The 25,213-nt window shown below is 72.8% G+C and carries 23 protein-coding genes; 13 read left to right on the forward strand and 10 right to left on the reverse strand.

Annotated features, from left to right (window positions below; all coding sequences use genetic code 11):
• Position 1: 1 nt before the first annotated feature.
• Together DB32_RS39000 and DB32_RS39005 are read left to right on the forward strand one after the other, a co-directional pair.
• Positions 2-646 carry a hypothetical protein gene (locus DB32_RS39000; RefSeq protein WP_053237737.1) on the forward strand — a complete coding sequence of 215 codons (645 nt, stop codon included), beginning with the start codon at positions 2-4 and terminating at the stop codon, positions 644-646.
• On the forward strand, positions 643-972 hold the full coding sequence (locus tag DB32_RS39005) for a hypothetical protein (RefSeq protein ID WP_053237738.1): 330 nt from the start codon (positions 643-645) through the stop codon (positions 970-972). Before DB32_RS39000 ends, DB32_RS39005 begins: the two co-directional genes overlap by 4 nt.
• Here DB32_RS39005 and DB32_RS39010 read toward each other — a convergent pair.
• The 4 genes from DB32_RS39010 to tesB all read right to left on the reverse strand — a co-directional run bounded on the left by DB32_RS39010 (position 962) and on the right by tesB (position 7,779).
• Positions 962-2,899 carry a vWA domain-containing protein gene (locus DB32_RS39010; RefSeq protein ID WP_157070073.1) on the reverse strand — a complete coding sequence of 646 codons (1,938 nt, stop codon included), beginning with the start codon at positions 2,897-2,899 and terminating at the stop codon, positions 962-964. The two genes, DB32_RS39005 and DB32_RS39010, sit on opposite strands and share 11 nt — an antisense overlap.
• A 408-nt stretch (positions 2,900-3,307) precedes the next feature.
• Positions 3,308-5,929, reverse strand: coding sequence for a hybrid sensor histidine kinase/response regulator (locus DB32_RS39015; protein WP_053237740.1), 2,622 nt, complete (start codon positions 5,927-5,929; stop codon positions 3,308-3,310).
• A gap of 32 nt (positions 5,930-5,961) precedes the next feature.
• Positions 5,962-6,735 (reverse strand): hypothetical protein, encoded by a 774-nt coding sequence (locus DB32_RS47640; RefSeq protein WP_053237741.1) that lies wholly within the window; start codon positions 6,733-6,735, stop codon positions 5,962-5,964.
• 171 nt (positions 6,736-6,906) lie between these two features.
• On the reverse strand, positions 6,907-7,779 hold the full coding sequence (gene tesB, locus DB32_RS39025) for an acyl-CoA thioesterase II (RefSeq protein WP_053237742.1): 873 nt from the start codon (positions 7,777-7,779) through the stop codon (positions 6,907-6,909).
• A gap of 179 nt (positions 7,780-7,958) precedes the next feature.
• On the opposite strand from tesB, the gene DB32_RS39030 reads away from it, so the two are divergent.
• Entirely contained in the window at positions 7,959-8,765 is an 807-nt protein-coding gene (locus DB32_RS39030; RefSeq protein ID WP_053237743.1) for an SAM-dependent methyltransferase, read from the forward strand.
• On the opposite strand, the gene DB32_RS39035 is transcribed toward DB32_RS39030, so the two are convergent.
• A complete protein-coding gene (locus DB32_RS39035) occupies positions 8,735-9,691 on the reverse strand; it encodes a glutathione S-transferase family protein (RefSeq protein ID WP_053237744.1) in 957 nt (318 codons plus the stop codon). The two genes, DB32_RS39030 and DB32_RS39035, sit on opposite strands and share 31 nt — an antisense overlap.
• 99 nt (positions 9,692-9,790) lie before the next feature.
• Between DB32_RS39035 and DB32_RS39040 the strand changes: the two genes are divergently transcribed.
• The 3 genes from DB32_RS39040 (at position 9,791) to DB32_RS39050 (ending at position 14,514) form a co-directional block, all read left to right on the forward strand.
• Positions 9,791-11,476 (forward strand): CHASE domain-containing protein, encoded by a 1,686-nt coding sequence (locus DB32_RS39040; RefSeq protein ID WP_053237745.1) that lies wholly within the window; start codon positions 9,791-9,793, stop codon positions 11,474-11,476.
• 169 nt (positions 11,477-11,645) lie between these two features.
• On the forward strand, positions 11,646-12,671 hold the full coding sequence (locus DB32_RS39045; protein ID WP_169791697.1) for a sigma-54 interaction domain-containing protein: 1,026 nt from the start codon (positions 11,646-11,648) through the stop codon (positions 12,669-12,671).
• Positions 12,672-13,194: 523 nt separating this feature from the next.
• Positions 13,195-14,514 (forward strand): transposase, encoded by a 1,320-nt coding sequence (locus DB32_RS39050; RefSeq protein ID WP_157068918.1) that lies wholly within the window; start codon positions 13,195-13,197, stop codon positions 14,512-14,514.
• 416 nt (positions 14,515-14,930) lie between these two features.
• Here the strand turns inward: DB32_RS39050 and DB32_RS39055 are convergent, their stop codons facing one another.
• Entirely contained in the window at positions 14,931-17,096 is a 2,166-nt protein-coding gene (locus DB32_RS39055; RefSeq protein ID WP_157070075.1) for a vWA domain-containing protein, read from the reverse strand.
• A 24-nt stretch (positions 17,097-17,120) separates the two neighbouring features.
• Positions 17,121-17,663 (reverse strand): hypothetical protein, encoded by a 543-nt coding sequence (locus tag DB32_RS39060; protein WP_053237748.1) that lies wholly within the window; start codon positions 17,661-17,663, stop codon positions 17,121-17,123.
• A 140-nt stretch (positions 17,664-17,803) separates the two neighbouring features.
• Here DB32_RS39060 and DB32_RS39065 point away from each other — a divergent pair, with 140 nt between their 5' ends.
• Complete coding sequence (locus tag DB32_RS39065) at positions 17,804-19,999, forward strand: hypothetical protein (RefSeq protein ID WP_053237749.1); 2,196 nt, start codon at positions 17,804-17,806, stop codon at positions 19,997-19,999.
• A gap of 97 nt (positions 20,000-20,096) precedes the next feature.
• A complete protein-coding gene (locus tag DB32_RS39070) occupies positions 20,097-20,672 on the forward strand; it encodes a hypothetical protein (RefSeq protein WP_053237750.1) in 576 nt (191 codons plus the stop codon).
• Between the two features lie 5 nt (positions 20,673-20,677).
• Here the strand turns inward: DB32_RS39070 and DB32_RS39075 are convergent, their stop codons facing one another.
• From DB32_RS39075 to DB32_RS39085, 3 genes are all read right to left on the reverse strand, one after another.
• Positions 20,678-21,310 (reverse strand): glutathione S-transferase family protein, encoded by a 633-nt coding sequence (locus tag DB32_RS39075; protein WP_053237751.1) that lies wholly within the window; start codon positions 21,308-21,310, stop codon positions 20,678-20,680.
• A 142-nt stretch (positions 21,311-21,452) separates the two neighbouring features.
• Positions 21,453-22,613 (reverse strand): iron-containing alcohol dehydrogenase, encoded by a 1,161-nt coding sequence (locus DB32_RS39080; protein WP_053239103.1) that lies wholly within the window; start codon positions 22,611-22,613, stop codon positions 21,453-21,455.
• Complete coding sequence (locus DB32_RS39085; RefSeq protein WP_275935517.1) at positions 22,613-22,945, reverse strand: putative quinol monooxygenase; 333 nt, start codon at positions 22,943-22,945, stop codon at positions 22,613-22,615. The genes DB32_RS39080 and DB32_RS39085 overlap by 1 nt, the downstream gene beginning before the upstream one ends.
• A gap of 98 nt (positions 22,946-23,043) precedes the next feature.
• Between DB32_RS39085 and DB32_RS47645 the strand changes: the two genes are divergently transcribed.
• From DB32_RS47645 to DB32_RS39105, 5 genes are all read left to right on the forward strand, one after another.
• On the forward strand, positions 23,044-23,217 hold the full coding sequence (locus tag DB32_RS47645; RefSeq protein ID WP_157070078.1) for a hypothetical protein: 174 nt from the start codon (positions 23,044-23,046) through the stop codon (positions 23,215-23,217).
• Positions 23,217-23,534 (forward strand): hypothetical protein, encoded by a 318-nt coding sequence (locus DB32_RS39090; RefSeq protein ID WP_053237753.1) that lies wholly within the window; start codon positions 23,217-23,219, stop codon positions 23,532-23,534. The genes DB32_RS47645 and DB32_RS39090 overlap by 1 nt, the downstream gene beginning before the upstream one ends.
• Before the next feature lie 7 nt (positions 23,535-23,541).
• Entirely contained in the window at positions 23,542-24,258 is a 717-nt protein-coding gene (locus tag DB32_RS39095; RefSeq protein WP_053237754.1) for a hypothetical protein, read from the forward strand.
• Between the two features lie 71 nt (positions 24,259-24,329).
• Entirely contained in the window at positions 24,330-24,776 is a 447-nt protein-coding gene (locus DB32_RS39100; RefSeq protein ID WP_157070080.1) for an SUKH-3 domain-containing protein, read from the forward strand.
• A 107-nt stretch (positions 24,777-24,883) separates the two neighbouring features.
• A complete protein-coding gene (locus tag DB32_RS39105; protein ID WP_053237756.1) occupies positions 24,884-25,180 on the forward strand; it encodes a hypothetical protein in 297 nt (98 codons plus the stop codon).
• Positions 25,181-25,213: the final 33 nt, after the last annotated feature.

Raw genomic sequence — 25,213 nt, forward strand, 5'->3', positions numbered from 1 at the left:
GATGGCGATCGACGAGAAGACGATCGTCGAGGCGGTCTCCGGCCTCGGCATCCGTGGCAACGAAGAGGGGCTGATCCCGGCGTTCGGGCTGCACCTCACGCAGCACTTCGCGGACTACTACAACCGCATCTCGTTCGCGGTCGCGCGCGACCTCGAGGGCAGCGGGCTCGAGGAGGACGCGCGCGCGCTGCTCGTCGAGGCGGGCCACGTCTGCGCGTTCAACACGTTCGGCGGGATCATGCAGTCGGCCGAGTGGGAGGCCGTCGTCGCGCCGATGATCCAGACGCGCGAGGACTGGATCCGCGGGATGGTCGCGGTCGTGAACGCGTTCGGCTGGGGCGTGTGGCGCATCGAGGATCTCGCGCCCGGCAAGGAGCTGCGGATCTCGATCGACAACGCGTACGAGTGCACCGGCTGGGTGCGCGACTACCCGATCGGCAAGAACGCGCGCTGCTATCTCGCGACGGGCGGCGTGTCGGGCCTGATGAACCTGCTCTACGTGGGCGACATCACGCAGCGTCCGACGCTCGACGAGGACTACTACCGCCGGCTCTTCCGCGGCAGCGATCACTTCGTCGCGGAAGAGACGAAGTGCCTCGCGCGCGGTGACGCGCGCTGCGAGATCGTCGCTCGTCGCCCGCTGTGAGCGGCGAGCTGCTCGATCGGTTCACGGTCGGCGCGCTCGACGTGCGGGTGACGCGCTCGTGCGCGCGGCGCGATCTCTACGACGTGCGCGCGCCGGGCGCGCTGCCGCTCGCGCTGCGCAGCGCGATGGTGGCGCGCGCCGAGGGCGCGACGCTCGCGGGCAACGACCTGCTCTGGGTGATCGACGTGCCGCACGTGCATCGGATCACGGTGAGCGCGGCGTCGGGGCGCATCGCGGTGCTGCCGCGCATGGAGACCGAGCGGCCGGATCAGCGCGCCGCGGTGATGGCGCTCTGCGAGTGGCTCGAGGGCGCGCTCACGGCGTGAGCAGCACGTCGGGCGCGACCGGTGCGTCGGGCGCGATCGTGTCGAGCACCGAGGACGTGGCGTCGTCGAGCGGGAGCGCGGCGGGACGCGCGATCGCGACGGCGCGGAACGGGTAGCTCACGTCGATCCGGCCGTCGAAGCGCGGGACCTGCAGGTCGTCGACCCCGGCGAGGATGCACGACGCGAGCGAGGCATCGACGTTCTCGCCGGACACGCGCGCGCCGAGGACCTCGCGATGCGCGAGCGAGAGATCGAGCGTGACGTGCGCGTGCCAGTCGGGGCGCCCGGCGCGCGCGCCGGCGAGACATCCGCGCACGCGCGGGCCGAGCTGACGGCGCACCATTCGACGCAGCGTCTCGGCGGAGGCGGTCGCGCGGATGCGCGCGGGCGCTGGGACGCGGAGGAGCGGGGGACGTGCGCTGCGGGCGTAGAGCCCGTGGCCGATCGGCATCGCGGTGATCCACGAGTGCACGCCGCCGATGCCGCCGGGCACCGGCGGCGGCCGACGACGAGGCCGCGTCCACTTGTCGAGGTCGCCGAGCACGCGGCGATCGAGGGCGAGCGCGTCGAACGATCCCTCCTGCGCGAGCACTGCACGCAGCGCGTCGCTCGGCGACGACGCGCGCGACGTGCGCGTGCCGACGACGAGCCGAGCTGCGCGGCCCGGAGCGAAGAACGTGAGCGCCTCGCCGGTGGGCACCGTGGCGAGATCGATCGCGGGCTCGCCGCGGAGCTCGATGCGCGCGCGCGGCGCGGGCTCGGCGACGATCGACGCGAGGTCGAAGCCTGCGCCCGCGAAGGACGCGCCGAGCGAGAGCGTCATCGTCGACGTGGTCGCGCTCGCCGCGCGCAGCGTCACGCCGCCGAAGGGCGCGTCGGACACGTTCGCGATCACCACGCGCGCGCCTCGCGCTTCGAGCGCGGCGAGATCCGCGCGGTCGAGCCACCCGTCGCCGATCACCACGACGAGCGGCGAGCGCGCGTCGTCGAGCGCGTCCGGCGGGAGGTCGAAGAGCGTGCGCGACCCGAGCGCGCCGGGAAGCTCGCTCGCGAGCCGCGCGGCGTCGAGCGTGTCGGGCGCGCACCACGTCGACGTCTCCCAGCGCGCGCGTGCTCCGAAGCGCAGCACCCGCACGCGCGAGCCCGGCGCGAGCGACGCGAGCACCGTGCGCAGCGCCGTCTCGACGCGCTCGACCGGGACGTCGAGCATCGAAGGCGACGCGTCGATCGCGAGGATCACGTCGTGGCGCGCGACGCGACGCGGCTCGACCAGGTGCGCGTGCGCGCAGCGCGCGCCGATGCACTCGACGTCCGCGAGCACGCGGAGCGGTGACGCGACGCGCGCCGAGATCACGGCGTCCTCGCCCGGCGCGCCGCCCGAGACCGAGAGCGTGTCGTGACCCGGCGCGACGAGCGTGATCGACGCAGGCACGAGGCGCGGATCGGCGTCGCGCGCGGGCAGCACCAACGACGACGTCCCGCCGCGCACGACGAGCGGCGCGGCGTAGCGGACCGCGAGCACGAGGCGCGCGCCGTCCCCGACGGGCGCGGCGCGGATCGTGAGCGCGGAGCGGCGCCACGACGCGCTCGCGATCGGACGCGACGTGCGACCACGCGGCGCGCCGTGCAGCGCGACGGCGTAGGGATCGACGTGCGAGCCCCGCGTGATCGAGCTCGAGAGCGCGCGACATCCGCCGCCGGCGCGACAGACCTCGAGCGAGATCGCCTCGGCGCCGCGAGGCAGCGCGAGCGTGTAGCCGATCTCGGCGCGCTGCGTGCCGTCGCGCGCGAGCTCGATGCGCAGCGCGATCTCGGCCACGCCCTCGGCGAACGTGACCCGCACGTCGTGCGCGACCTCGCGCACGTCCTCGGGCGCATCGAGCGTCTGCGCGTGCGCCCGCGGCGACCACGCGACCACGACGATCACCACGAGCGAAGCCGCGCACCGCACGTCGCGTCCGACGCCGCGCAGACCCCGAGGTTCCCCTCCGCTGGAGTGCTCGCCCGTGCCGAGACCGGACGGGAGCGGGCGGAGCACGCGGACGGGAGGGCTCGGACCGGCGAGCCGATGTCGGACCCTCCGCTGGAGTGCTCGCCCGTGCCGAGACCGGACGGGAGCGGGCGGAGCACGCGGACGGAAGGGCTCGGACCGACGAGCCGATTTCGGACCCTCCGCTGGAGTGCTCGCCCGTGCCGAGCCCGGACGGGAGCGGGCGGAGCACGCGGACGGGAGGGCTCGGACCGGCGAGCCGATGTCGGACCCTCCGCTGGAGTGCTCGCCCGTGCCGAGACCGGACGGGAGCGGGCGGACCGGGCGAGCCGGCTTGTGATTCTCTCAGGTCGGCTTCGCGCGCGACGCCACGCTCGCGACCACGAGCACCAGCTCGACCGGATCGAACGGCTTCGCGACGTGCACGTCGAACCCGGCGCGCAGCGCGCGCGTGCGATCGTCGGTGCGCGCGAACGCGGTCAGCGCGACGGCCGGCACGCGCCCTCCGTCCTCGGCCGCGCGCCGTCGCAGCGTCTCGATCAGCGCGTACCCGTCCTCCCCGGGCATGCCGATGTCCGAGACGATCACGTCGGGCACACGCGCCGCGATCCGCGCCAGCGCCTCGCTCACCGACGCGCTCGTCGTGACCTCGGCGCCTGCGCCCTCGAGCACCGTGCGCAGCAGCTCGCGCGCGTCGCGCTCGTCGTCGACCACGAGCACGCGCACGCCGCGCAGGCTCGGCGTGCTCGCCGGCGGCGCGATCGCGGGCATCGCGGGCGAGCTCGGCGGTCCGCGTCGCGGCTCCGCGCGGTCGGGCGCGATCGGGAGCACGACCGTGAACGTCGCGCCCCGACCGCGTCCCGCGCTGTGCGCGCCGATCGTGCCGCCGTGGAGCTCGACCAGGCTGCGCACGATCGCGAGCCCCAGGCCGAGCCCGCCCTTGCTGCGCGTCGTGCCGACCTCGGCCTGGCGGAAGCGCTCGAACACGTAGGGCAGGAACGACGGGTCGATGCCCTCGCCGCTGTCGGTCACGGTGATCCGCAGCGCGTGCTCGATGCGCTCCGATCGCACGCGCACCGTGCCGCCCGCCGGCGTGAACTTCACGGCATTGCTCAGCAGGTTGAAGACTACCTGCTGCAAGCGATCCGCGTCGCCGAGCATCTCGCTCGCGGCGGGATCGCGCTGCACCTCGACGGTCAGCTGCTTCGCGTCCGCCGCGGGGCGCATCGACTCGAGCGCCGCGTCGATCACGCGCGCGAGATCGACGCGCCGGACCTCGAGGCGGATCTTGCCGCTCACCACGCGCGTCACGTCGAGCAGATCGTCGATGAGCTGCGCCTGCGCCCGCGCGTTGCGCGCGATCACGTGGATCGCGCGGCCTCGCTTGGGCTCGTCGAGGCCGCCCTGCTCGAGCAGGCGCGCCCACCCGAGGATCGCGTTGAGCGGCGTGCGCAGCTCGTGGCTCACCATCGCGAGGAACTCGTCCTTCGCGCGGTTCGCTTCCTCGGCACGCACGCGCTCGGTCTGCGCGAGCGCGAAGAGGCGCGCGTTCTCGAGCGCGGCCGCGGCGCGACGCCCGAGCTCCTCGGCGAGCGCGAGATCCGCGGCGTCGTACGCGACCGCCGACTCGGTGCGCCCCACCGAGAGCGCGCCGAGCACTCGCCCCTGCGCGCGCAGCGGGACGATCATCATCGAGCGCGGCGCGATGTCGCTCAGCAGACGCGCGTGATCCGCGGACGTCGCGCCCGCATCGAGCGTCGCGGGATCGATGCGCGGATAGATCTCGGCGCGCCCGGTGCGGATCACGGCCGCGTGGCCGCACGTCGCGTCGTCGGGGCGCGGATAACGCGCGACCTCCTCGCGGATCAGCGCGGCCTTCTCGGGCGAGCGGTGGGTCAGCGCGGCGAGCGTGGTGCGCCCGTCCTCGCCCCGCAGGTACACCGCCGCCCACTCGCCGACGTCGGGCACCAGGACGCGCGTGAGATCGGAGAGCACGACGTCGGTCTCGAGCGACGCGCCGAGCTCCACGCTCGCGCGCGCCAGCAGATCGAGCGCGCGCTCCGCGCGGCGTCGATCGCTCACGTCGTGCACGAGCGCGACGAAGCCCTCGACGTCGCCGCGCGGCCCGAGCACCGGCGCGTACGTCGCGTCGACCCACCGCTTGCCACCGTGCGCGTACGGGATCTCGTCCTCGAACGCGACGCGCTCGCCGCGCAGCACCGCGTCGATGCGCGGCCGAACGATCTCGTGCGCGCGCTCGCCGACGACGTCGCGCATCGCCCGCCCGACGTACGTGCGCGCGACCGGGCCGAACCACTGCTCGTACGACTCGTTGCACCAGCGATAGACGAGGTCGCGATCGATGTACGCGACGAGCGCCGGCACCGTGTTGACGATGACGCGCAGCTGCTCCTCGCTGCGTCGCAGCGCGTCCGCGGTCTCGGCGATCCCCTCGAGGTGCGCCTGGTCCTTCTTCGCGCTCGCGCGCGCGATCTGCACCGCCTCGGTGACCTCGGTCGCGATCGCGACGACACCGTCGACCTCGCCCGACGCGCGGCGCACCGGGTGCAGGCTGAAGGTGAAGTACGCCTCCTCGCGCACACCGGTGCCGCGACGGTCGTAGTCGCCGCGATGCTCGTACGCGACGAACGGCTCGCCCGTCGAGTACACGCGATCCCACAGCGCGTACGCGTCGCCGTCGAGCTCGGGGAACGCCTCGCGCAGCGTGCGACCGACGAGCGCGCGCGGCGCGAACATCTCGGCGTAGCGCCGGTTCACGAAGCGATAGACGTGCTCGGGGCCGCGCCAGATCGCGATGCCGACCGGTGCCTGGGCGAGCGCGGCGCGGAGATCTTCGCGATCGAGCTCCGCGCCGACGGCCTCCGCTTCCTGGAGATCGGCGACGATCGACGCGAGCGGGCGCGCGTCGGGCGCGCCCTTCCCCCCGGGCTCGCTGTGCTGAGACACACGCCGAGCTTAACCCCCGGCGCGGCCTCCGATCACGCCTTACCGCGCGCCACGATCTCTTCGGCGACGGTGCGCAGCTCGGGCGTCCAGCGCGCGAGCTCGGGGACCAGCGCCGCGACGTCGATCCCCGCGGCCGCGAACGCCGCATCGTGGGCGCCGAGCACCGACACCAGCGCCTCGAGCGCGGCGCGACGCTCCTGCTCGAACGCGCGCATCCGCTCCTCGCCGAGCGGCGCGAGCTCACGCTCGAGCTCGGCGATCTGCGCGTCGATCTCGTCGCGCTTCGCGCGCGCGGCCGAGAGCTTCTTCTCGAGCGTCTCGCGGCGGCGCTCTTCGCCCTTCGACAGCCCCTGCGCCATCTTCGCCTCGGCGCGCGTGACCGCGTAGGCGCGGCCCTCGACCACGCGGATCGCGTCGGCGAGGTCGGGGTGATCGGCGATGGTGAGCGCGCGGCGCAGCTCGGCCTGCTTCTTCTCGAGCGCCTCGAGCTCGGCCTGGAGGCGGCGGCGATCGGAGATCGGCTCCGCGGGGACGGTACCCGGCGACGAGGTCGACTCGGCGGCCATCGCGCTCTCGGCCGTCGCGCTCTCGGTCGGCTCGGTGGTCGCGGGCGCCGCGTCGACGCGCGCCTCGGTCTCTGCGGTCTCGGTGATCTCCGCGGGCGGGGCCGCGGGCGTCTCCGCGCTCGGCGCGGCCTCGGTGGTCTCGGACGCTGTCGCGAGGCTCGCCTCGGCGCTGGTCGTCTCCGCCTTCACCGCGCGCTTGCTGCGCTTCGGCGTGTCGCTGCTCTCGTCGGTCGTGTCCATCGCTGCCTTTGGTGTGTCCTCGCACCGCGTCGCACGTCACCTCGTCTTCGCGCGAGCTCGGCACCTCGCGATGCTGGCTGCACGAAGCCGCGGCGCCGTCCGGCGCGCTGCTCGCGGGCCGACGTGGATAGGTGAACGCCCGTTCGCCTGCAAGCGAGATCACACGAGGTCTCACGGCTGCTGCGGGCGCAGCCGGATCAGACCCTCCTGCGCGGTCGACGCCACGAGCCGTCCGTCGCGCGTGAACACGCGCCCCCGCACCAGCCCGCGCGCGCCGTGCGCGGCCGGGCTGTCGATCACGTGGAGCAGCCAGTCGTCGACCCGGAAGTCCTGGTGGAACCACATCACGTGATCCACCGACGCGACCTGCATGCCCGGCGTGAGCCACGTGACGCCGTGAGGCCGCAGCGACGTCGTGACGAACGAGTAGTCCGACGCGTACGCGAGCAGATAGCGATGCAGCGCGCGATCGTCGGGCAGCTTCGCGACGGTCTTGAGCCACACCATGCGCATCGGCGGGCGCGGCGCGGGGACGAACGGATCGTCGGCCTCGTCGACCGGACGCAGCTCGAACGGCCGCTCCGCGACCGCGCGCTCGCGCAGCCCGCGCGGCAGTCGACCGGCGTAGCTCGCGATGCGCTCCTGCTCGGTCTTCAGCGACTCGGGCGGCGGCGCTTCGGGCATCTCGTCCTGGTGCGAGAAGCCTTCTTCGACGATCTGGAACGAGGCCTGGAGGTTGAGGATCGGCTGCCCGCTCTGGATCGCGACCACGCGTCGCGTGGTGAACGAGCTGCCGTCGCGGATGCGATCGACGTCGTAGACGATCGGCTTCGAGACGTCCCCGGGGCGCAGGAAGTACGCGTGGAGCGAGTGCGCCGCGCGATCCGCGGGCACGGTCTGCAGCGCGGCGGAGAGCGCTTGCCCGAGCACCTGCCCGCCGAACACGCGGCCCCACCCGAGATCCTGGCTCTGCCCGCGGAAGAGGTTCTCCTCGATCTTCTCGAGCGCGAGGAGCTTCACCAGCTCGTCCAGCACCTTGCTCATCGGGCGCGCACGGTACTGCAACGGACCGGCGCGCGCACCGAGGCCACCGAGCCCACGAGGGCGAGCCGGTGCACGCGAGCGACGATCCTTCGGGCCCGTACTGAACGACTCGTCCCCGTCCGGGCACGACCTCACGAGCGACACGCGCCAGCCTTTCGAGCGCGCGCTCCGGAGGATCGATGACGTCCCGGGCTTCCTTCGCAGGCTCGCGCGCCGAGCACCACTACGACCTGCGCGGCACCGACGCGCTCCCCACCGATGGCCCCGATCCCGTGGTGAACATGGGGCTCTGGCGCGCGCGACCCGCGACGCTGCACGCCGCGAACCTCGCGCTCTTCGATCGCGTGATCGAGCTCGCGGAGATCCGCGGCGGCACGCGCGTGCTCGACGTGGGCTGCGGGTTCGGCACCGCTGCGATGCGCGTCGCGGAGCGCACCGATGCCGCGCAGATCGTCGGCATCAACGTGTCGACGGTGCAGCTGCGCACCGCGTACGAGCTCACGCGCGCGCGTGGCCTCGAGCAACGCGTCGCATTCGTCGCCGCGTCCGCGACCGCCCTGCCCTTCGCCGATGCGTCGGTCGATCACCTCGTGAGCATCGAAGCAGCGTTCCACTTCGACACGCGCGACGCGTTCTTCCGCGAGGCGCATCGCGTGCTGCGCCCCGGCGGCACGCTCGCGCTCGCCGATCTCGTGATCACGCCACCACGCAACCGCGTGCAGGAGGCGATGCTCGTGCAGCTCTCGCGCGCGCTCGCGTTCCCGCTCGGCAACGCCTACGGGCTCCCCGAGTACGCCGCGCGCGTCGCGCGCGCCGGGCTCGTCGTCGAGCACGCCGAGTCGATCGCGCACGACGTCGTGCCCGCGTTCCGCCGCTGGATGCTGCGTCACTCGTGGCGGCATCGCGCGCTCGCCGCCGATCTCGCCGCGTGGCCGTATCTCGTCTATCCGTGGGACTACGCGCTGGTGCGCGCCGTCCGTCCGTGAGGCGCGTCGAGATCGAGCGTCGGACCGAGCGGCACGATGCGCGTCGGGTTCACCGCGTCCTGGCTCCAGTAGTAGTGCGTCTTGATCGCGTCGAGGTCGCACGTCTCGCGCACGCCGGGCGTCTGGTACACGTCGCGCACGAAGCCCCAGAGCGCCGGGTAGTCCTGGATGCGGTGCAGGTTGCACTTGAAGTGCGCGTAGTAGACGAGGTCGAAGCGCAGCAGCGTCGTGAAGAGCGCGACGTCCGCCTCGGTCATCGCGTCGCCGCACAGGAAGCGCTGCCTCTCGAGCACCTCGTTCCAGCGATCGAGCGCCGCGAAGAGCTCGCGGCACGCGTCCTCGTACGCCTTCTGCGACTTCGCGAACCCCGCGCGATAGACGCCGTTGTTGATCGGCTCGTAGATCGCGTCGAGCACCTCGTCGATGCGCGCGCGCAGCGCGGGCGGCGCGAGCGAAGGACCGCGCGTCGCGAGCGGCTCGCACTCGACGTCGAGCATCCGCATGATCTCGCGCGACTCGTTGTTCACGATCGTCGCGCGCTCGCGATCCCAGAGCACCGGCACCGTGACGCGCCCGGTGTAGTCGCGCTTCGCGCGCAGGTACACGTCGCGCAGGAACTGCGAGGGCCCGAGCGGGTCGGGATCGCGCGCGTCGAACGGCCAGCCGTCCGGGCCCATGTGGGGATCGACGACGGTCACCGAGATCGCGTGCTCGAGCCCGCGCAGCGCGCGCGTGATCAGCGTGCGATGCGCCCACGGGCACGCGGTCGAGACGTAGAGGTGATAGCGGCCCGCGACCGGCGCGTGATCGGTGCTCCCGTCCGCGCGGATCCAGCCGTGGAACTTGGTGCGCGGACGCTGGAAGCGCCCCTCCGCGTCGGGCGCGTACCACTCGGTGCTCCACTTCCCGTCGACGAGATGACCCATGCCCCGAAGGTAGCTCCCGAGCGCCCTCGGGGGTGTCCGGGGCCAGCCACTGGCTCACAGCCGTCGCGGGGACGATGTGCCCACGGAGCGACCTCGCTCATGCCGCACGACTCCGCGCCCCGACGACGCTCGAGCACGCCGTGGATCGTGCTGGTCGCGTCGATCGCGCTGGTCACGTTCGCGGCGGTCGCGGCGGCGCAGTGGGTCGAGTCGCAGGCGAGCTTGCGCCGGGAGCGCGCGACCGCCGAGGCGGTGCGCATCGTCGAGCGCCGCATGGACGCGTACGTCGCGCTGCTCCGTGGCGTCGCCGCGCTCTTCGCGTACGACGAGCGGGTCGACGGCGAGGGGTTCGCGCGCTTCGTGGAGCACCTCCAGGTGCGCGAGTACCCGGGCATCCAGGGGCTCGGCTGGTCGGAGCGCGTCGAGCCCGAGCAGGACGGCGCGGTGCTCGCGCGCATCGACGGCGCCGCGAGCGGCTTGTGGCCCGAGCGCCCGCACGATCGCGAGCGGCACGCGATCGTGTTCCTCGAGCCGCGCGACGTGCGCAACCGCGCCGCGATCGGCTTCGACATGCACAGCGAGGCGACGCGCCGGGAGGCGATGGATCGCGCGCGCGACGAGGGCGTCCCTGCCGCGACCGGCGCGGTGACGCTGGTGCAGGAGATCGACGGGGACGTACAGCCCGGGTTCCTGATCTACGTGCCGGTCTACGAGGGCGGAGACGTGCCGCGCACGCTCGAGGAGCGCCGCGCGCGGTTGCGCGGGTTCGCGTACGCGCCGTTCCGCGCCGGCGATCTCTTCCGCGCGATGTTCCCCGACGGCTTCGGTGCGCACCTCACGATCCACGACGGCACCGAGGCCCACGCCGCGCGCGAGCTCTTCGAGATCGAGGCGAGCGGTCACACCGCGTCGCCGAGCGTGCAGCGCATGGAGATCGCCGGTCGCCCGTGGACGCTCGTGGTGCGGCCGCGCGGCGATCGGGTGTCGGACGCGCGCGTCGTGGGCATCGTGATCGCGCTCGTCGGTGCGCTGCTCACGGCGCTCGCGTTCCGCTCCGCGTGGGCCGAGGCGCGGGCGCGGGAGCGCGCGGAGGAAGCGCTCGCGATCGAGGCGCGCCACGCGCAGTTCCGCGAGACGTTCCTCGGCGTGCTGGGACACGACCTGCGCAACCCACTCTCGGCGGTGCGCATGACCGCCCAGGCGTTGCAGCGCGCACCGAGCATCGACGAGACCAGCCGCCGCGCGCTCGAGCGCATCGTCCGCAGCGCCGACCGCGCGATCCGCATGGTCTCGCAGCTGCTCGACGTCACGCGCGCGCGGCTGGGCGGAGGGCTCCCGATCGAGGCGCGCACCGTCGCGCTCGCGCCGTTGCTGCGCGAGGTCGTCGACGAGCTGTGCTCGACCCACGACGCGCGCTTCGAGCTCGACGTCGACGACCGTCTCGCGCTGCACGCCGACCCCGATCGCATCGCGCAGGTGCTCTCGAACCTCGCGGGCAACGCGCTCACGCACGGCGAGCCGCCGCTGCGGCTGAGCGCGCACGCCGAGGGCCGCATGGCGCGCGTCGAGGTCGCGAACGGCGGAGCGCCGATCCCGCCGCACGTGCTCGCGACGCTGTTCGACCCCTTCGTGCGCGGCGCGCAGCGCGGCGGAAACCGCGAAGGGCTCGGCCTCGGGCTCTACATCTCGCAGCAGATCGCGATCGCGCACGGCGGCTCGCTCGACGCCTCGTCGGACGCCGAGCGGGGCACGCGGTTCGTCGTGCGGCTGCCCCTCGCGGGCTGAGCGACGTATACGCTGCGTATACGGTTTCGTGCGGCGACCAGTTGGTCTCGTGAGCCGACCAGAGCACCCTCATCTGCGTGAGTCCCTTGATTCACATGGGGTGCGGGGGCCCTCGTCGAGCCCTCGGTCGTATACTCGGATGCATCCGAAATCGCACGGGAGCCCGGTGATGAGCGCCTCGTCCGCATGGTCCCTGGGGTGGCGCGAGGACGATCTCGCGGCGCGCTTCCCGCGCGTGATCGGTCGCTCCGAGCGCACGAACGAGCTGCGCCGGCAGCTCGCGGCCGCGGCGGGGTGCGACGCGACGGTGCTGCTGCGCGGCGAGAGCGGCACCGGCAAGGAGGTCGCGGCGTGGTCGATCCACGAGGCGAGCGAGCGACGTCGCGGCCCGATGGTCGTCGTCGACTGCAGCGCGATCGCGAGCGAGCTGATCGAGAGCGAGCTCTTCGGTCACGAGCGCGGCGCGTTCACCGGCGCGCTCGGTCCGCGCGCCGGGCTCTTCGAGACGGCGAGCGGAGGCACGATCTTCCTCGACGAGATCGGCGAGCTCCCGCTCGCGATGCAGCCGAAGCTGCTGCGCGTGCTCGAGAGCCGCACGGTGCGGCGGGTCGGCGGCCAGAAGAACGTGGCGATCGACGTGCGCGTGGTGTGCGCGACGCATCGTGATCTGCGCGCCGAGGTGCGCGCGGGGCGGTTCCGCGAGGATCTGTACTTCCGGCTCGCGGTGCTGAGCGTCGAGCTGCCCGCGCTGCGCGCGCGTCGCGAGGACGTGCCGCTGCTGATCGAGCACTTCCTCCAGCAGCAGAGCGCGAGCGCAGCCGCGGTGATGGCGCGCATCGCGCGGGAGCGGCGACACGAGCTGCTGCAGCACGCGTGGCCGGGCAACGTGCGCGAGCTGCGCAACCACGTGGAGCGCTGCGCCGCGTTCGGACGTTGGGTCCCGCTCGACGGAGACGTGGAGCCCGAGCTCGCGCGCGAAGAGCCCTCGGGCGAGCACCGCGTCGCGGCGATCCTCGGCGTCGACGGATCGAAGGCGTACGCCGACGAGAAGCAGAAATGGGTCTCGCTGTTCGAGCGCGCGTACCTCGAAGAGCTGCTGCGCGTGCACGACGACAACGTGAAGGCAGCAGCGAGGACGGCGGGGATCGACCGGGCGTACCTGTACCGGCTGTTGCACCGCCACGCACTGCGCTGATCGGACACGCCGAGCAGGAGGCACGGGGACGCTCCGTCAGCACGCGACTCCGCCGCGTTCTTCGGGTCGTCAGCTCGCATGCGTGCGAGGACGCGCGCCGCGTAAACCGTCGCCGTCCCGCGCGGTCGCCGTGACGTCGACTCCCACACACGTCGCCGTCCCGCGCTCCGCGCGTGACGTCGACTCCATTCCGGCGAATGCGCAGCAGAGCCCGGCTCGCGAGCGTCGGGACCGCGGCGAAGCGCGGGCCCGTCGCGAGCCATCTCACCCCAACCGAGTGAGCCGGCAGAACCGCGGTATCGGGCGTGTGGGGGTGGGTCCGCCGCCCTCGTGCGACGGGGGCTCGCAGACTCCGACCACAGCGTGATCGAAGCATCGCGGCAGAGCGCGAAGCGCGCGCCGCGATGCGACCACCGACTCCCGACGCTCACGCCCTCTCGTACTGCAGCCCGCGAGTCGGCTGTAGGAGAGTTGGGGACGCCTCGAAGAGACAGTCGAAACTGCCGTGCAGGAGGTCGTCCCCGTGGCCAAGCGTACCTATCGGACCGTCGAGATCCAACACGTCGACGCGAGCAAGCTCGCCACTGCGCTCGGAGCGTGCTGCATCGTCGCGATCGACCTCGCGAAGACGAAGATGTTCGCCGGCTTCGCGAGCGCAGCGGGTCGCTGTATCGAGATCGTCCGCTTCGAGCACCCGAAGCAGACGCGCCTGTTCCTCGAGCTGCTCTGCCGTCTTCGTGAGCTCGGCGTCGCGCTCGAGGTCGCGATGGAGCCGACGGGCGTCTACGGCGACGCGCTCCGCTATCAGCTGACTCTGCGCGACATCCCCGTGTTCCGCGTCGACGCCAAGAAGGTCCACGATGCGGCCGCGCTGCTCGACGGAGTGCCGAGCCTGCACGACGCCAAGGCGTGCACGCTGCTCGCGCATCTTCACGCGCAAGGCATCTCGAAGCGCTGGAAAGAGCGGAGCGCAGTCCAGAGGGCGATGCGCAGTCTGATCGACGAGCGCGACCTCTACGCTCGACCTTTCGAGACCGCGTACGGACGGCTCGAAGCGCTCGTCGCGCGTCACTGGCCCGAGCTCTCCCAGCACCTCGACATGGACGCCGCGTGGCACCTGCACTTGCTCTGCGAGATGCCCGGCCCTGCCGAGGTCCGCGCCAGACGCGGCGATGCAGTCGCGCTGCTCCGACGCGTCTCGCGCGCGGCGCTCTCCTTCGAGCGCATCGAGCAGATCGTCGGCTGCGCCGTCAGCTCGCTCGGCGAGTCGATGCACGATCAGGAGCGCTCGTTCCTGCGCTCGCTCGCGCGTCACATGCTCGCGTTGCGCGAGCACATCCGCGATGTCGACAAGCGCATCGAGGCCGAGCTCGCCAATCATCGCGAGCTCCACTCGATCCGCGCCGCGTTCGGCGCCGTCACGACCGCTGCGCTCGTCGCCGACCTCGGCAATCCCGCCGACTACGAATCGTCCGCGTCCTTCGAGAAGGCGATGGGCCTCAACCTCAGGGTCCAGAGCAGCGGCAACAACGCCGGGCAGCACACGATCCACATCACGAAGCGAGGTCCCGGACGCGCGCGTCGGTACCTCTTCCTCGCAGCGCTGCGCTTCGTGCAGAGCGACCCCGTCGCGCGTGAGTGGTACCGAGCGCGAAAGGGCTACCGCGCCGACATCAAGCTCAAGGCCGTCGTCGCGCTGATGCGAAAGCTCGCGCGCGCGATGGTGCACGTCGCGCGAGGAGCGCCCTTCGATGCGACCAAGCTCTTCGACACGCGCTCGATGACCGCTGTGACCGCGTCGCCCTCGCGCGACGCCGGACAATCTTCGCTCGCCGGCTCCTGACGGCGAGCTTCGCGCTCTCTTCTCTTCGCTTCCGCTCCAAGGCGCGAAGATCGAGCGGGTGACGCTCACCTGGGGTGCTCGAGCCCGCGAGGCTGCACCGCGAGTCCCAGCGCACCCTCGAGATCGACGCGGCGGGCGAAATGCCCAACGAGGCCGACCCGACGCCGCTCACGCGGACGTCCGACAAGACAGTTCGGGCCTATCCGTCCCGTCGCTCTCCGATCCGACCGCCTGAAGCCACCGCACACCAACCCTCGTTCGCGGCGAGCCACCTCGCGCAAGAAGGGCCCGGTGTGCGGATCAGCGGGTGCGAGACGCGCCCGATCCGGCGATCACACGCGTCCGCACTTGACTACGACAGCACCCCGGGCGGCGGACCCACCCCCACGCGCCTCACGCCGACGCCCAGCCGATCCTCAGATCAGGATCACCGGCCGCGCCGGCACGATCACGTAGACCTCGCGCTCGTCGAGCACCGCCGTGCCCGCTCGCACCTCGATGTGCGCGATGAAGAGCTCGCTCTGCGTGCTGCCCTCGAAGAAGTCGTTCCGGAACGTCACGACGAACGTGACCTGCGTGCCCGGCACCACCGAGAAGAACGTCGACGCGTCGGTGCCCCCGACCGCGTGGTCGTGCTCGGTGCCCTCGGGCGCCTCCCAGCACGGATCGATCGCCGGCGTCGCGCGGCATCCCGGCGTGCGGCGCTTCACGAAGCGCGCCGCGTCGGCGAGCGGGTGCGGCTCCCCGCGCACGCTCGTGCTCACGTCGAACGGAACGCTCGAGCGGATCGTGTCGATCGCGGCGACGACCGTGTCGACGAACGCGTCGCGCGTCGACTCGTTCGGCAGATCGTAGACGAGCGGCCGTCCGCTCAGATCGACCGAGCGCGTCGCCTCCGCGGTGCGGCGCATGAAGTAACAGGCCGACACGCCGTTCGGCATCGTCGGACCGTCGCACGAGGCCGCGCCCGCGTTGACGCCGACGTATCGCGCGCCGCGCTCGTTCATCAGGTCGACCGCGTCCTGCCACATCGGCAGCGCCGGCGTCACGCCCGTGTACGGGTTGCAGTGCACGAGATCCTCACCGGGCGGTCCGCCGTGCGCGCAGCGATCGGTGAAGTGCACGACGATCGGAAGCGCGTCGGTGCGGAAGCACGCCGCGCCCCAGCGCCCTCCGGTGCACGCCTCGCCGTAGCTCGGAAGCGTGTAGATCGACACGCCGCCCAGCGGACCGCGGTGCTCCCAGGTGCCGCCCACACCCGAGAAGAGCGCGTGCAGCGCGGGCACCTGCGCCTCGGGCGCGTCGATGCCGCTGTGGATCTCGATGCCGTCGATCGCGCTCTGCACGTCGGCGTCGACACCCGTCATCGTCGACGCGAGCCCGAACGTGACGTCGTCGGGCGGCGCGCCCCACGTGGAGAACGGGAGATCGTCGTGCTGTCCGCCGCCGAACCAGGTGTCGGGGATCGACGCGCGCACGCGATCGACGATGCCGGTCGTCGGCTGCGTGACCGTGTCCTTCGCGTTCTGCAGCGTGCCGCCCATCGAGCCGGTCGTGTCGAACAGGAAGAACACGTCGGCCGAGCGGATCTCGGTGCCGAACACGAGCGTGCGCGTCACCGGCGGCGCGTTGAACGGGAGCACGACGTAGTAGTCGTCGTCGGGGATCACGCAGTCCGCGTTCACCGCGCAGTCGCAGAACTCGGCGCCCGGCGCGCTCGGTCCGTCGGGGCAGTGCACCTGCACGTACGCGCCCTCGAACGCGTCGGCGACTCCGTCGTCGTCGCTGTCGCCGTCGCACGGGTTGCTGCCGATCGCGACCTCCTGGCCGTCGGCGAGACCGTCGTCGTCGCTGTCGGTGTCGAGGAAGTCGGGCTCGCCGTCGTCGCGCACCTCGCCGGTCACGATGTCGGCCTCGACCGGGCACGCGACGGGCGCGGTCGCGACGTCGCCGTCGCCCGCCTCGTCGGCGTCGTCCACGCCGTCGCCGTCGGAGTCGAGATCGAGGTACGCGGGCAGGCCGTCCTCGTCGCGCTCGGTCACGCCCTCGTGCTCGTCGGAGATCGTGTCGCCGTCGGAGTCGAGATCGAGCACGTCGTCGGTGCCGTCTCCGTCGGTGTCGACGGGATCGTTCGGATCCTCGCCGACCTCGACCGAGTTGCGGATCCCGTCGCCGTCGACGTCGGCGTCGCGGAAGTCGGGCAGGCCGTCCTCGTCGAGATCGGTCGTGCCCTGCGACGCGTCGGGCACGCCGTCGCCGTTCGACTCGAGGTCGAGGTAGTCCGGCGTGCCGTCCTGGTCGGTGTCGTAGGGCAGCGACGCGCAATTCGTGTCGCCGGCCTCCGCCGAGTCCTCGATGCCGTCGCCGTCGCTGTCGTCGTCCTCGTCGTTCGGGACGTCGTCCCCGTCGGGATCGGCGCGCCCCTCGTCGACGCTCGAGATGGTGTCGCCATCACCGTCGTCGCCGGGCCCGCAGCGCGGCGGGCCGCCGTCGGGCGAGCCGCCGTCGTCGGCCCCGGGCGCGGGCTCGGTGCACGCGACCATCAGCAGCGCGAGCAGGAGCGCGCGAATCGATCTCGACATGACGAACACCTCTCTCGACGACGCTCAGCGGGGGGGCGTGGGGCAGCCCTCGGTGCCTTCACCGGGCTGGATCTTCTCGCTCGCGACCGCGCAGATGCAGATCGCTTCCTGCTCCGTCGCGCACGCGCCGAGGCTGCTGCCGATCGGGCGCAGGCAGTACGGCGCCGACGCCGGGCAGCGCGTGTGCGCGAAGCCGCCGCAGTCGGGCGCGCGATCCACCGAGCAGAAGTCGCCCGCGCTGCCCGTGTAGCAGCGGAGGCCGGTCTGGCACTCGCCGGTCTCGGCGTCGCACGCCGCGCCGATGCCCGGAGGCGCGCACACGTCGCCGCCGCCGCCGTCGCTGCCCGCGTCGCTGTCGCCGCCCGCGTCGCTGCCCGCGTCGTCTCCGCCGCCGGAGTCGGGCTCGCTGCCCGAGTCGACCTCTTCGTCCTCGCCCGAGTCGACCTGCGTGCCCGAGTCGGTCTGCGTGCCCGAGTCCATCGACCCGGAGTCGACGCGACCGCCCGCGTCGGTCTCCGTCGCGCCGTCGTCGTCGCCGCCGCACGCCGCGAGCGCGAGCGCGAGCATCGCGACCGACCCGATCGAAAAGAACGCTCGTCCGACTTGGTGGGAATGGGCACGCATGAGCTCTCTCGCCTCCATCGCGCGGCGAGCGAGAGCACGCGTGGTGCCAATGCGCGGCATGCATCCTGCGGAGCGCCCGCGCGATGCGTCCCGCTCTCGCTCGTCTCGCCTGCGCGCTCGTCGTGCTGACTGCCGCGTGCACCGTCCCGATGGATCCGCCCGACGAGGGCTGGCGCGACGCGCAGATCGACGCGCAGCCCGAGGCCGACGCCGGCCCGCCGCCCGACGACGCCGCGGTCGCGTGCGATCCCGAGGGCTCGCGGATCGGCGAGACCTGCACCGCCGACGACGACTGCAGCGACGCGTGCTTCTGCAACGGCGCCGAGCGCTGCGTCGAGGGCGTGTGCGCCGCGGGCGACGATCCCTGCGCCGACGGCGTGGTGCCCGACGGCGCGCCCTCGTGCGTCGTCGCCGGCTGCGTCGAGAGCGCGCGCGCCTGCGCCGCGATGCCCGATCACACGCAGTGCGACGACGGCGAGCCCTGCAACGGCGCCGAGACCTGCAGCGCCTCGCTCGGCTGCGTCGCGGGCGAGGAGCCCTCGTGCGACGACGACGACTCGTGCACGATCGACGCCTGCGAGGCGGGCGTCGGATGCGTCCACGATCCGCGCGATCTCGACGCCGACGGCCACCCCGACGTGCGCTGCGGCGGCGACGACTGCGACGACGATCCGCGCACCGGCGCGTCGACCTACCCGGGCGTCGGCGAGCTCTGCGCGAACCGCCGCGACGACGACTGCGACGGCGCCCTCGACTTCGAGGACGAAGACTGCGTCCCGAGCAACGACGACTGCGCGACCGCCGAGCCCCTGCCGCCGAACGACGTGACCGTCTCGGGCAGCACCCGCGGCCTCGACGGCGACCTCGATCTCTCGTGCGCGCCCGCGGGCGGCGCCGACGCCGTCTATCGCATCCAGCTCCCCGCGCACACCGACCTCCACGTCGAGGCGCGCTCGGGGAACACGACGATCTCGGTCGCGCTGCGGCCGCTCGACGAGTGCATCACCGGCCCCGATCTGCGCTGCAGCACGCGCGTCGGCCCCTCGTTCGTCGGGCGCAATCTCCCGCCCGGCGACTACGCGATCATCGTGCGCACGCCGCTGCCCGCGCCGTTCACGCTCGTCGTCGACGTCGAGCCGCCCAGCGCCCCGGCGCAGAACGAGACGTGCAGCGCGACCACCGATCGCCTCGAGAGCGGCGTGACCGTGAGCGGCCGCTTCGACGAGGTGGGCGACGACGTGCAGCCCGCGTGTCGCGAGGACGGCGGGCTCGTCGCCGACGCGGTGTACCGCCTGCGGCTCGACGCGCCGAGCGACGTCGTGATCAGCGCGTCGACCGACGGGCTCACCGGCGTGTACCTCTCGCTCGTCGAGGGCTGCGACGCGCTCACCGACTCGATCTCGTGCGTCGTCGATCGCGCCGCGATCGTGCGCCGCCGCGCGCTCCCCGCGGGCACCTACTTCGTGGTGGTCGAGCCCGAGGATCCCACCGTGATCACGTACGAATTGGTCGCGCACGTCACGCCCGCGGCGCCCGCCGCGCCGGGCGATGCGTGCGGCAGCGCGATCGACGTGCCGGTCGACGGACGCGTCGTGATCCCGGTCGCCTCGCTGCTGCAGGACGGAGGCACCTCGTGCGGCGGCGCGAGCGGCGCCGAGCGCGACGCGGTGCTGCGCCTGACGCTCACCCAGCGACGCGACGTGACGGTGACCGCGACCACGACCACCGGGCACGCCTCGTACGTCGCGCTGCGCACCGAGTGCGACGACACGTGGAGCGAGCTCGCGTGCCGCGCCCAGCCGCTCACCACCGAGGCGCTCGCCGCGGGCACCTACGCGATCGTCGTCACCACCGCCGCGACCAGCGGCGACCTCACGATCGACGTCGAGACGAGCGCGCCGAGCGAGTCGGTGCCCGGCGATCACTGCGAGGACGCGGTCGACGTCTCGGCGGGCGCGCGCATCGACGCGACGTTCGCGGGCGCGGCCGACGACCTGCGCGCCGGCACCTGCGCGAGCTTCGGGCGCCCCGACGCGTTCTACCGGCTCTCGCTGGCGACCGAGCGGCGCGTCCTCGTGTTCGCGGAGAGCCTGGTCCCGGGCCTGGTCTCGGTGTCGCTGCACACCGGCGGCTGCGCGGGCCCCGAGCTCCTCTGCCGCACCGGCACCACCGCCGCGTTCGAGCGCGTGCTCCCGGCGGGCGAGCACTACCTCGCGGTCGAGGGCGACCAGACGACGCCGGGCGCGTACCGCCTCCGCGTGTTCGTCGAGGCCCCGTGACTGTCGACCGGGAGTCGACACTGTCGACTCCTGGGTGTCGACTCCGTGTCGACACCGGGAACGATCACCGCGCCCCGCCGTACGCTGGCCCACCGGCGTGCGCCCCGCTCTCCTCACCACCGCGCTCGTGCTCGCGAGCTGCGCCTCCCATTCGCGTGTCGCGTGCACCATCCCGCCGGTGACGTGGCTGCCGGCCGCGGAGCCGCCGTCCGAGCCGCCGGCCGCGCCCGAGCCGACGCCTCCGCGCTGCCTCGGGGTCGAGCTGGCCGTCGACGTGATCGCGCCGGACGACTCGTCCCGCAGGCGCATCACGCTCCACTGCCGCGCCGACGAGGCGGTGCTCTCGGTCGTGAGCCACTGCCCCGACTGCGAATCCACTCCCTCCGAGCTCACGCTCGACGTCGCGCAGGCGGACGCGCTCTGGGACGAGCTCGAGCCCGCGCTCGAGACCGCCGAGTGCCCCGACGACCCCGGCCGCGCGACGCTCGAGCTCCGCTCCCCCGCGCGCTCGCTGAGCTGCCACAGCGCGGACCTCCCACCCACCTGGCGCGCGCTGCGCGAGACACTCGAGCGCACGTTCCGCGCGGTGGTGGACGCCCACCGCGACTGGTCGCCGTACTCCGCCGACTGCTGGCCGCACTCCGCCGACTGCTGGCCGGACTCCGCCGACTGAAGCGCTCAGGCTGGCGCGTCGAAGCGGTACGCGGTGCGCTCCGCCGACGGCCGCGCGCCGAGCTCGCGCGCGAACCGAACGAGCGACGGGTACGGCTCGAGCGGCAGCGTCGGGCGGAACCCGAGGTGCTCGATCAGACAGAAGAGCGACACCTCGAAGACGCTGAGCGCGCGCTGGGCCTGCAGCGCGCTCAGCGCGGCCTCGAGGTGCTCGTCGAGCCAGCGCAGCGCGCCCTCGAACCCACCGCGCGCCTTCGTGAAGTACAGGTTGTCGGCGGGCAGCTTCGCGAGCCCGGTGCCGACCACGAGCTGCACCTGCGCCGACATGCAGTGCCACACCAGCTCCTGCGCGTTGCGCGAGACGTCGTCCCGGAGCTGCTCCGGCCACACCACGCGCTCGGTCGCCCCCGCCCGTTCCGCGAGCACGCGACACACGTTCTGCGCGCCGAACACCAGCCTGTCCTCGCAGCGCAGCGCCGGAACCTTCAGCGCCGGATGCCCACCGTACGCCTCGGCATCGAGCCGCGTCATGTCGTGCACCGGCACCAGCTCGAAGGGCACCTCGAGCTCGTGCGCGAAGATCAGACACATCCGCGTGAAGTGCGAGCTGCTCCGCCCGACGATCTGCACGGTGCTCATACCGCGACGATCCCGCGCACCAGGCGCGCCCGACAGAGCCGCCCCGCCGCCCGGCGCGAGGCCAATCCAGCGCGCGGGTCGAGAGTGGCCACATGCGCGCACGCGACGAGCAGCGCGCACCACGCGTGCTTCGCCCGGCCGCTCACAGCGCGCGCTCGAGGATCGCGATCAGCTCCGCGCGCTCGAGCACGATCGGATTGCCCTTCGTGCTGCTCGCCTTCGCGGCTTTGTCCGCGATCGTCTCGACGTCGCTCGCGCGCATCCCGTACGTCGAGAGCGCCGGGATCGCGAGGTCGCGCGCGATGTCGTGGCCCCACGCGATCAGGTCTTCGATCTTCGCGTCCGCGCGCCCGCACACGATGCGCGCCGCCTCTTCGTAGCGCGCGAGCGAGGGGCTCTCCGGCGCGCGGGCCCGCAGCGCGGCCACGTTCGTCTCGATCACCAGCGGCAAGAGCCGCGCGCACACCGCGCCGTGCGGGCTCTCGAAGCTCCCGCCGATCGGCGCCGCGAACCCGTGCACCGCGCCGAGCTTCGCGTTCGCGAGCGCGATCCCGCCGAACACGCTGCAGAGCGCCATGTCGCGGCGCGCCTCGCGATCGTCGCCCTTCGCATACGCGCGACGCAGCGCGCCCGCGCCGAGCCGCATCCCCTCGCGACAGAACGGATCCGTCAGCGGGCTCGCCATCGACGACACGAAGGGCTCGAGGCACTGCGTGATCGCGTCGAGCCCGGTGCTCGCGGTCACCGCAGGCGGCACGCTCCACGTCAGCTCCGGGTCGACCAACGCGACGCGCGGCAGCATCGCGTCGCTGCGCAGGCTGACCTTCACGCGCTGGGTCGGATCGGCGAGCACCGCGTTCTTCGTCACCTCGGAGCCGGTGCCCGCGGTGGTCGGCGCCGCGACGAAGGGCAGCGGCGCGCGCGTCAGCGGCAGCCCGCGCCCGATCACCTCGAGGTAGTCGAGCGGATCGCCCTCGTTGGTCACCAGCGCCGCGATCGCCTTGCCCGCGTCGAGCACGCTCCCGCCGCCGATCGCGACCACGATCGAGCACCGCTCGCGACGCGCCAGCGCGGTGCCCTCGCGCGCGAGCTCGGTCGTCGGCTCGCCCGACACCGCGAAGGGCACCGCCGCGATGCCCGCGCCCTCGAGCGCCTGCCGCACGTGCGCGAAGCGCTCGACGCGCGCCCCCGTCACGAAGAGACAGCGCGCCTCGCCGCCCGCGAGCGACGAGACGATCGACGGCAGCTTCGCGATCGCTCCGTCGCCGAAGACGATGCGCCCCGCGGTCGCGAGCTCGAACATCACGACCTCGTGTACCCGCTCGTCGCCCACGCGGTCTGCTCGCGCGGGAACACGTCCGCGTACTTCACGCTGCGTCGCGGCTCCGCCATCATCGGCTCGACCGCGTCGCGCCACTTCGCGTAGTGCGCGGTCTGCTTGTGCTTCGCGGGATCGTCGTCGGTCCGATAGACCTCGACGAGCACGAAGCGATCACGCTCTCCGGCGTCGCGGATCAGATCGAAGCGCAGGATCCCCGGCTCCTGCAGCGACGCGCGCGCGTTGTCTTCGGTCGCCGCGACGAACGCGTCGACGTGCTCGGGCTTCACACGAACGTGGACGTGAACGATCAACATGCCGCGGAGCATGGCACGCGATCGACTTCCACCGGAGCGGGCTCTAAGCTCTCGGAATGCAGCGGGTGCGCGGCAGGGTCAGTCGAGGGCGCCTCCTCGTGGACGAGCCGATCGACCTCCCCGACGGATCGGAGATCGAGCTCGAGATCGTCGAGAACGACGACGAGTGGTCTCCCGAGCTCGACGCAGAGCTGCTCGCGCGTGCCGAAGCTGCCGCGCGTGGTGAGGTCGTCACCGCGGCCGACGCGATCGCCCGCCTCCGCCGCCGCTGATGCGCGAGGTCGTCCTCTCGGCCGACGCGCTGCGCGACGTCGAGGACGCCACGAGTTGGTGGGACGAGCACCGCCCCGACGCGCGTGGGCTCGTGGTCGACGAGCTCGCGGCAGCGCTCGACCACCTCGGTGAGCACGCGACCACGTTGCCAGTGTTCCAGCGCATCGGGAGCTCGTTCGTCGTGCGGCGCTACCTGCTGCCCCGAACACGAAGGCACATCTACTTCACCGTCGAGGCCGACCGCGTCCTCGTGCTCGCCGTGTGGGGCAGCGTTCGGGCGGTGCTCCCTCGACTTCGCGCGCGGACGCGCACGTGAGCGCGCGATGAAGAGCGCGCGCGAGCTCGCCGCCGGCGTGCTGGACGACGTGAGCGCGCGCGAGCACGACGCGGCGCGCGGCACGTTCGATGGGCTCGACGTCGAGATCCGTCTCGTGGATCGCGGCGTCGGGTCGTCGCGTGATCCGTGGACCGAGATCGTCGTGCTCGGACAAGCGGTGCGCGACGACCTGCACCTCGGCGTCATCGCGCAGACCGACCGCGACGCGAAGGACGTCGAGGAGGAGCAGCTCGGCACCGATCTCGTGCTCGACGATCCGCAGTTCGATCCGGTGTTCCTGGTCGAGGCAGGCCCGGCCGACGTCGTGAAGTCGCTGCTCGACGCGCGGGTGCGCAAGCAGATGCTCGCGCTGAAGCCGCTCGGTCTGCACACGCGCCCCGAGGGGCTCGTGCTCGACAAGCCGAGCTGGCTCGAGGACCCGAAGGTGGTGCGCGCGCTGGTGATCCTCGCGGTCGCGATCACGCGGCGCGTCCCTCACGCGTTCGAGGCCCCGGATCGCGACGCGCGATCCCGCAGCGCGTACCGCGACGGCCCGAGCGCGACGTCGATGGGTCGCTCACGCCGCGACGAAGTCGCGGACGTGAAGGCGCGCAAGCAGCTGCGCGACGAGCGCAACGCCCAGCGCGGCTGTTACACGGTGATCGCGATCCTGGCGATCGTCGCGATCCTCAGCATGCTCTCGCTGATCTTCGCGCAGGAGTGAGGAGTGGAACGAGTCCACATCGCGGCCGACCTGGTCGCGTCGTGACGTACCGCGACCATCGTCGCCGCTGGATGCCGGAGACAGAGGTCGTGCTCCGCGGTGCGGGCTGGTATCCCGGGCGTTCGGCGGACCTGACGAGCTACGCGGGTTGCCTACGAGCCTGGGGACTGCCGTGGATCGACGTCGCGGCGCCGTTCCTGCGCGAGCTCGGCGGGCTGCGCATTCCGTGCGGAAGTGGCGTGCTCTCGATCGATCCGTGCGCGCTGCTGGCGTACGCGCAGTGCTGCGAGGACATCGATTGGATTCGCGCCTTCGGAGATCGCGTCGACGAACCGGTGATCGCGATCGGCAGCATCAGCCACGGACAGATCCTGCAGGGCTCGTCGGGTCGCGTGTACGCCCACTACGACGGTCTCGTCCTGCTCGCGGGCGCGACGTCGGACGCCGCGATCGACGCGCTGGTGCGGGATGTCCCGCTGCCGCCCGCCGACGTGCTCCCCGCCCCCGACGACGAGTGAGAGCGATCGTGCGAGACTCGGCCGTGACCTCCCGACGCCGTTTCCTCGCGCTCGCTGCCGCCTCGGTCACCAGCTCTTGGTGCGCGATCGCGAGCGCTCAAGCGCCTGTGAGCGAAGCGCGCGCGATCGAGCTCGCGCGGACCGCGTGGCAAGCGCACTGGAGCGCGCTCCCCGGCGCGGACCGCAGCGCGACTCCGCGAGCGCGCCTGACGACGGGCGCGGAGCTCGCCCGCGAAGCGCGCGAGCACGGATGGGAGCACCTGCACGGCACCGAAGCCGACGTGACGCGCACGACGCGAGTCTGGTCGGTGATGTTCGCCGCGCGAATGACGGGCACCGCGGTGGTCGCAGTCGACGCGACACAGGAGCGAGTCGTCGCGGTGTATCGAATCCCCGAGGGCTGACGCACTGTCGCTCGCGATCCTTTAGGTTGTGGG

This window comes from Sandaracinus amylolyticus (assembly GCF_000737325.1).
GTDB lineage: Bacteria > Myxococcota_A > Polyangia > Polyangiales > Sandaracinaceae > Sandaracinus > Sandaracinus amylolyticus.

Coding starts and splice junctions, on each gene's coding strand:
- DB32_RS39000 (WP_053237737.1), top strand. CDS start 2: ATGGCGATCGACGAGAAGACGATCGTCGAGGCGGTCTCCGGCCTCGGC.
- DB32_RS47640 (WP_053237741.1), bottom strand. CDS start 6,735: ATGGACACGACCGACGAGAGCAGCGACACGCCGAAGCGCAGCAAGCGC.
- tesB (WP_053237742.1), bottom strand. CDS start 7,779: ATGAGCAAGGTGCTGGACGAGCTGGTGAAGCTCCTCGCGCTCGAGAAG.
- DB32_RS39030 (WP_053237743.1), top strand. CDS start 7,959: ATGACGTCCCGGGCTTCCTTCGCAGGCTCGCGCGCCGAGCACCACTAC.
- DB32_RS39035 (WP_053237744.1), bottom strand. CDS start 9,691: ATGGGTCATCTCGTCGACGGGAAGTGGAGCACCGAGTGGTACGCGCCC.
- DB32_RS39040 (WP_053237745.1), top strand. CDS start 9,791: ATGCCGCACGACTCCGCGCCCCGACGACGCTCGAGCACGCCGTGGATC.
- DB32_RS39045 (WP_169791697.1), top strand. CDS start 11,646: ATGAGCGCCTCGTCCGCATGGTCCCTGGGGTGGCGCGAGGACGATCTC.
- DB32_RS39055 (WP_157070075.1), bottom strand. CDS start 17,096: ATGTCGAGATCGATTCGCGCGCTCCTGCTCGCGCTGCTGATGGTCGCG.
- DB32_RS39060 (WP_053237748.1), bottom strand. CDS start 17,663: ATGCTCGCGCTCGCGCTCGCGGCGTGCGGCGGCGACGACGACGGCGCG.
- DB32_RS39065 (WP_053237749.1), top strand. CDS start 17,804: ATGCGTCCCGCTCTCGCTCGTCTCGCCTGCGCGCTCGTCGTGCTGACT.
- DB32_RS39075 (WP_053237751.1), bottom strand. CDS start 21,310: ATGAGCACCGTGCAGATCGTCGGGCGGAGCAGCTCGCACTTCACGCGG.
- DB32_RS39080 (WP_053239103.1), bottom strand. CDS start 22,613: ATGTTCGAGCTCGCGACCGCGGGGCGCATCGTCTTCGGCGACGGAGCG.
- DB32_RS39085 (WP_275935517.1), bottom strand. CDS start 22,945: ATGTTGATCGTTCACGTCCACGTTCGTGTGAAGCCCGAGCACGTCGAC.
- DB32_RS39090 (WP_053237753.1), top strand. CDS start 23,217: ATGCGCGAGGTCGTCCTCTCGGCCGACGCGCTGCGCGACGTCGAGGAC.
- DB32_RS39095 (WP_053237754.1), top strand. CDS start 23,542: ATGAAGAGCGCGCGCGAGCTCGCCGCCGGCGTGCTGGACGACGTGAGC.
- DB32_RS39100 (WP_157070080.1), top strand. CDS start 24,330: ATGCCGGAGACAGAGGTCGTGCTCCGCGGTGCGGGCTGGTATCCCGGG.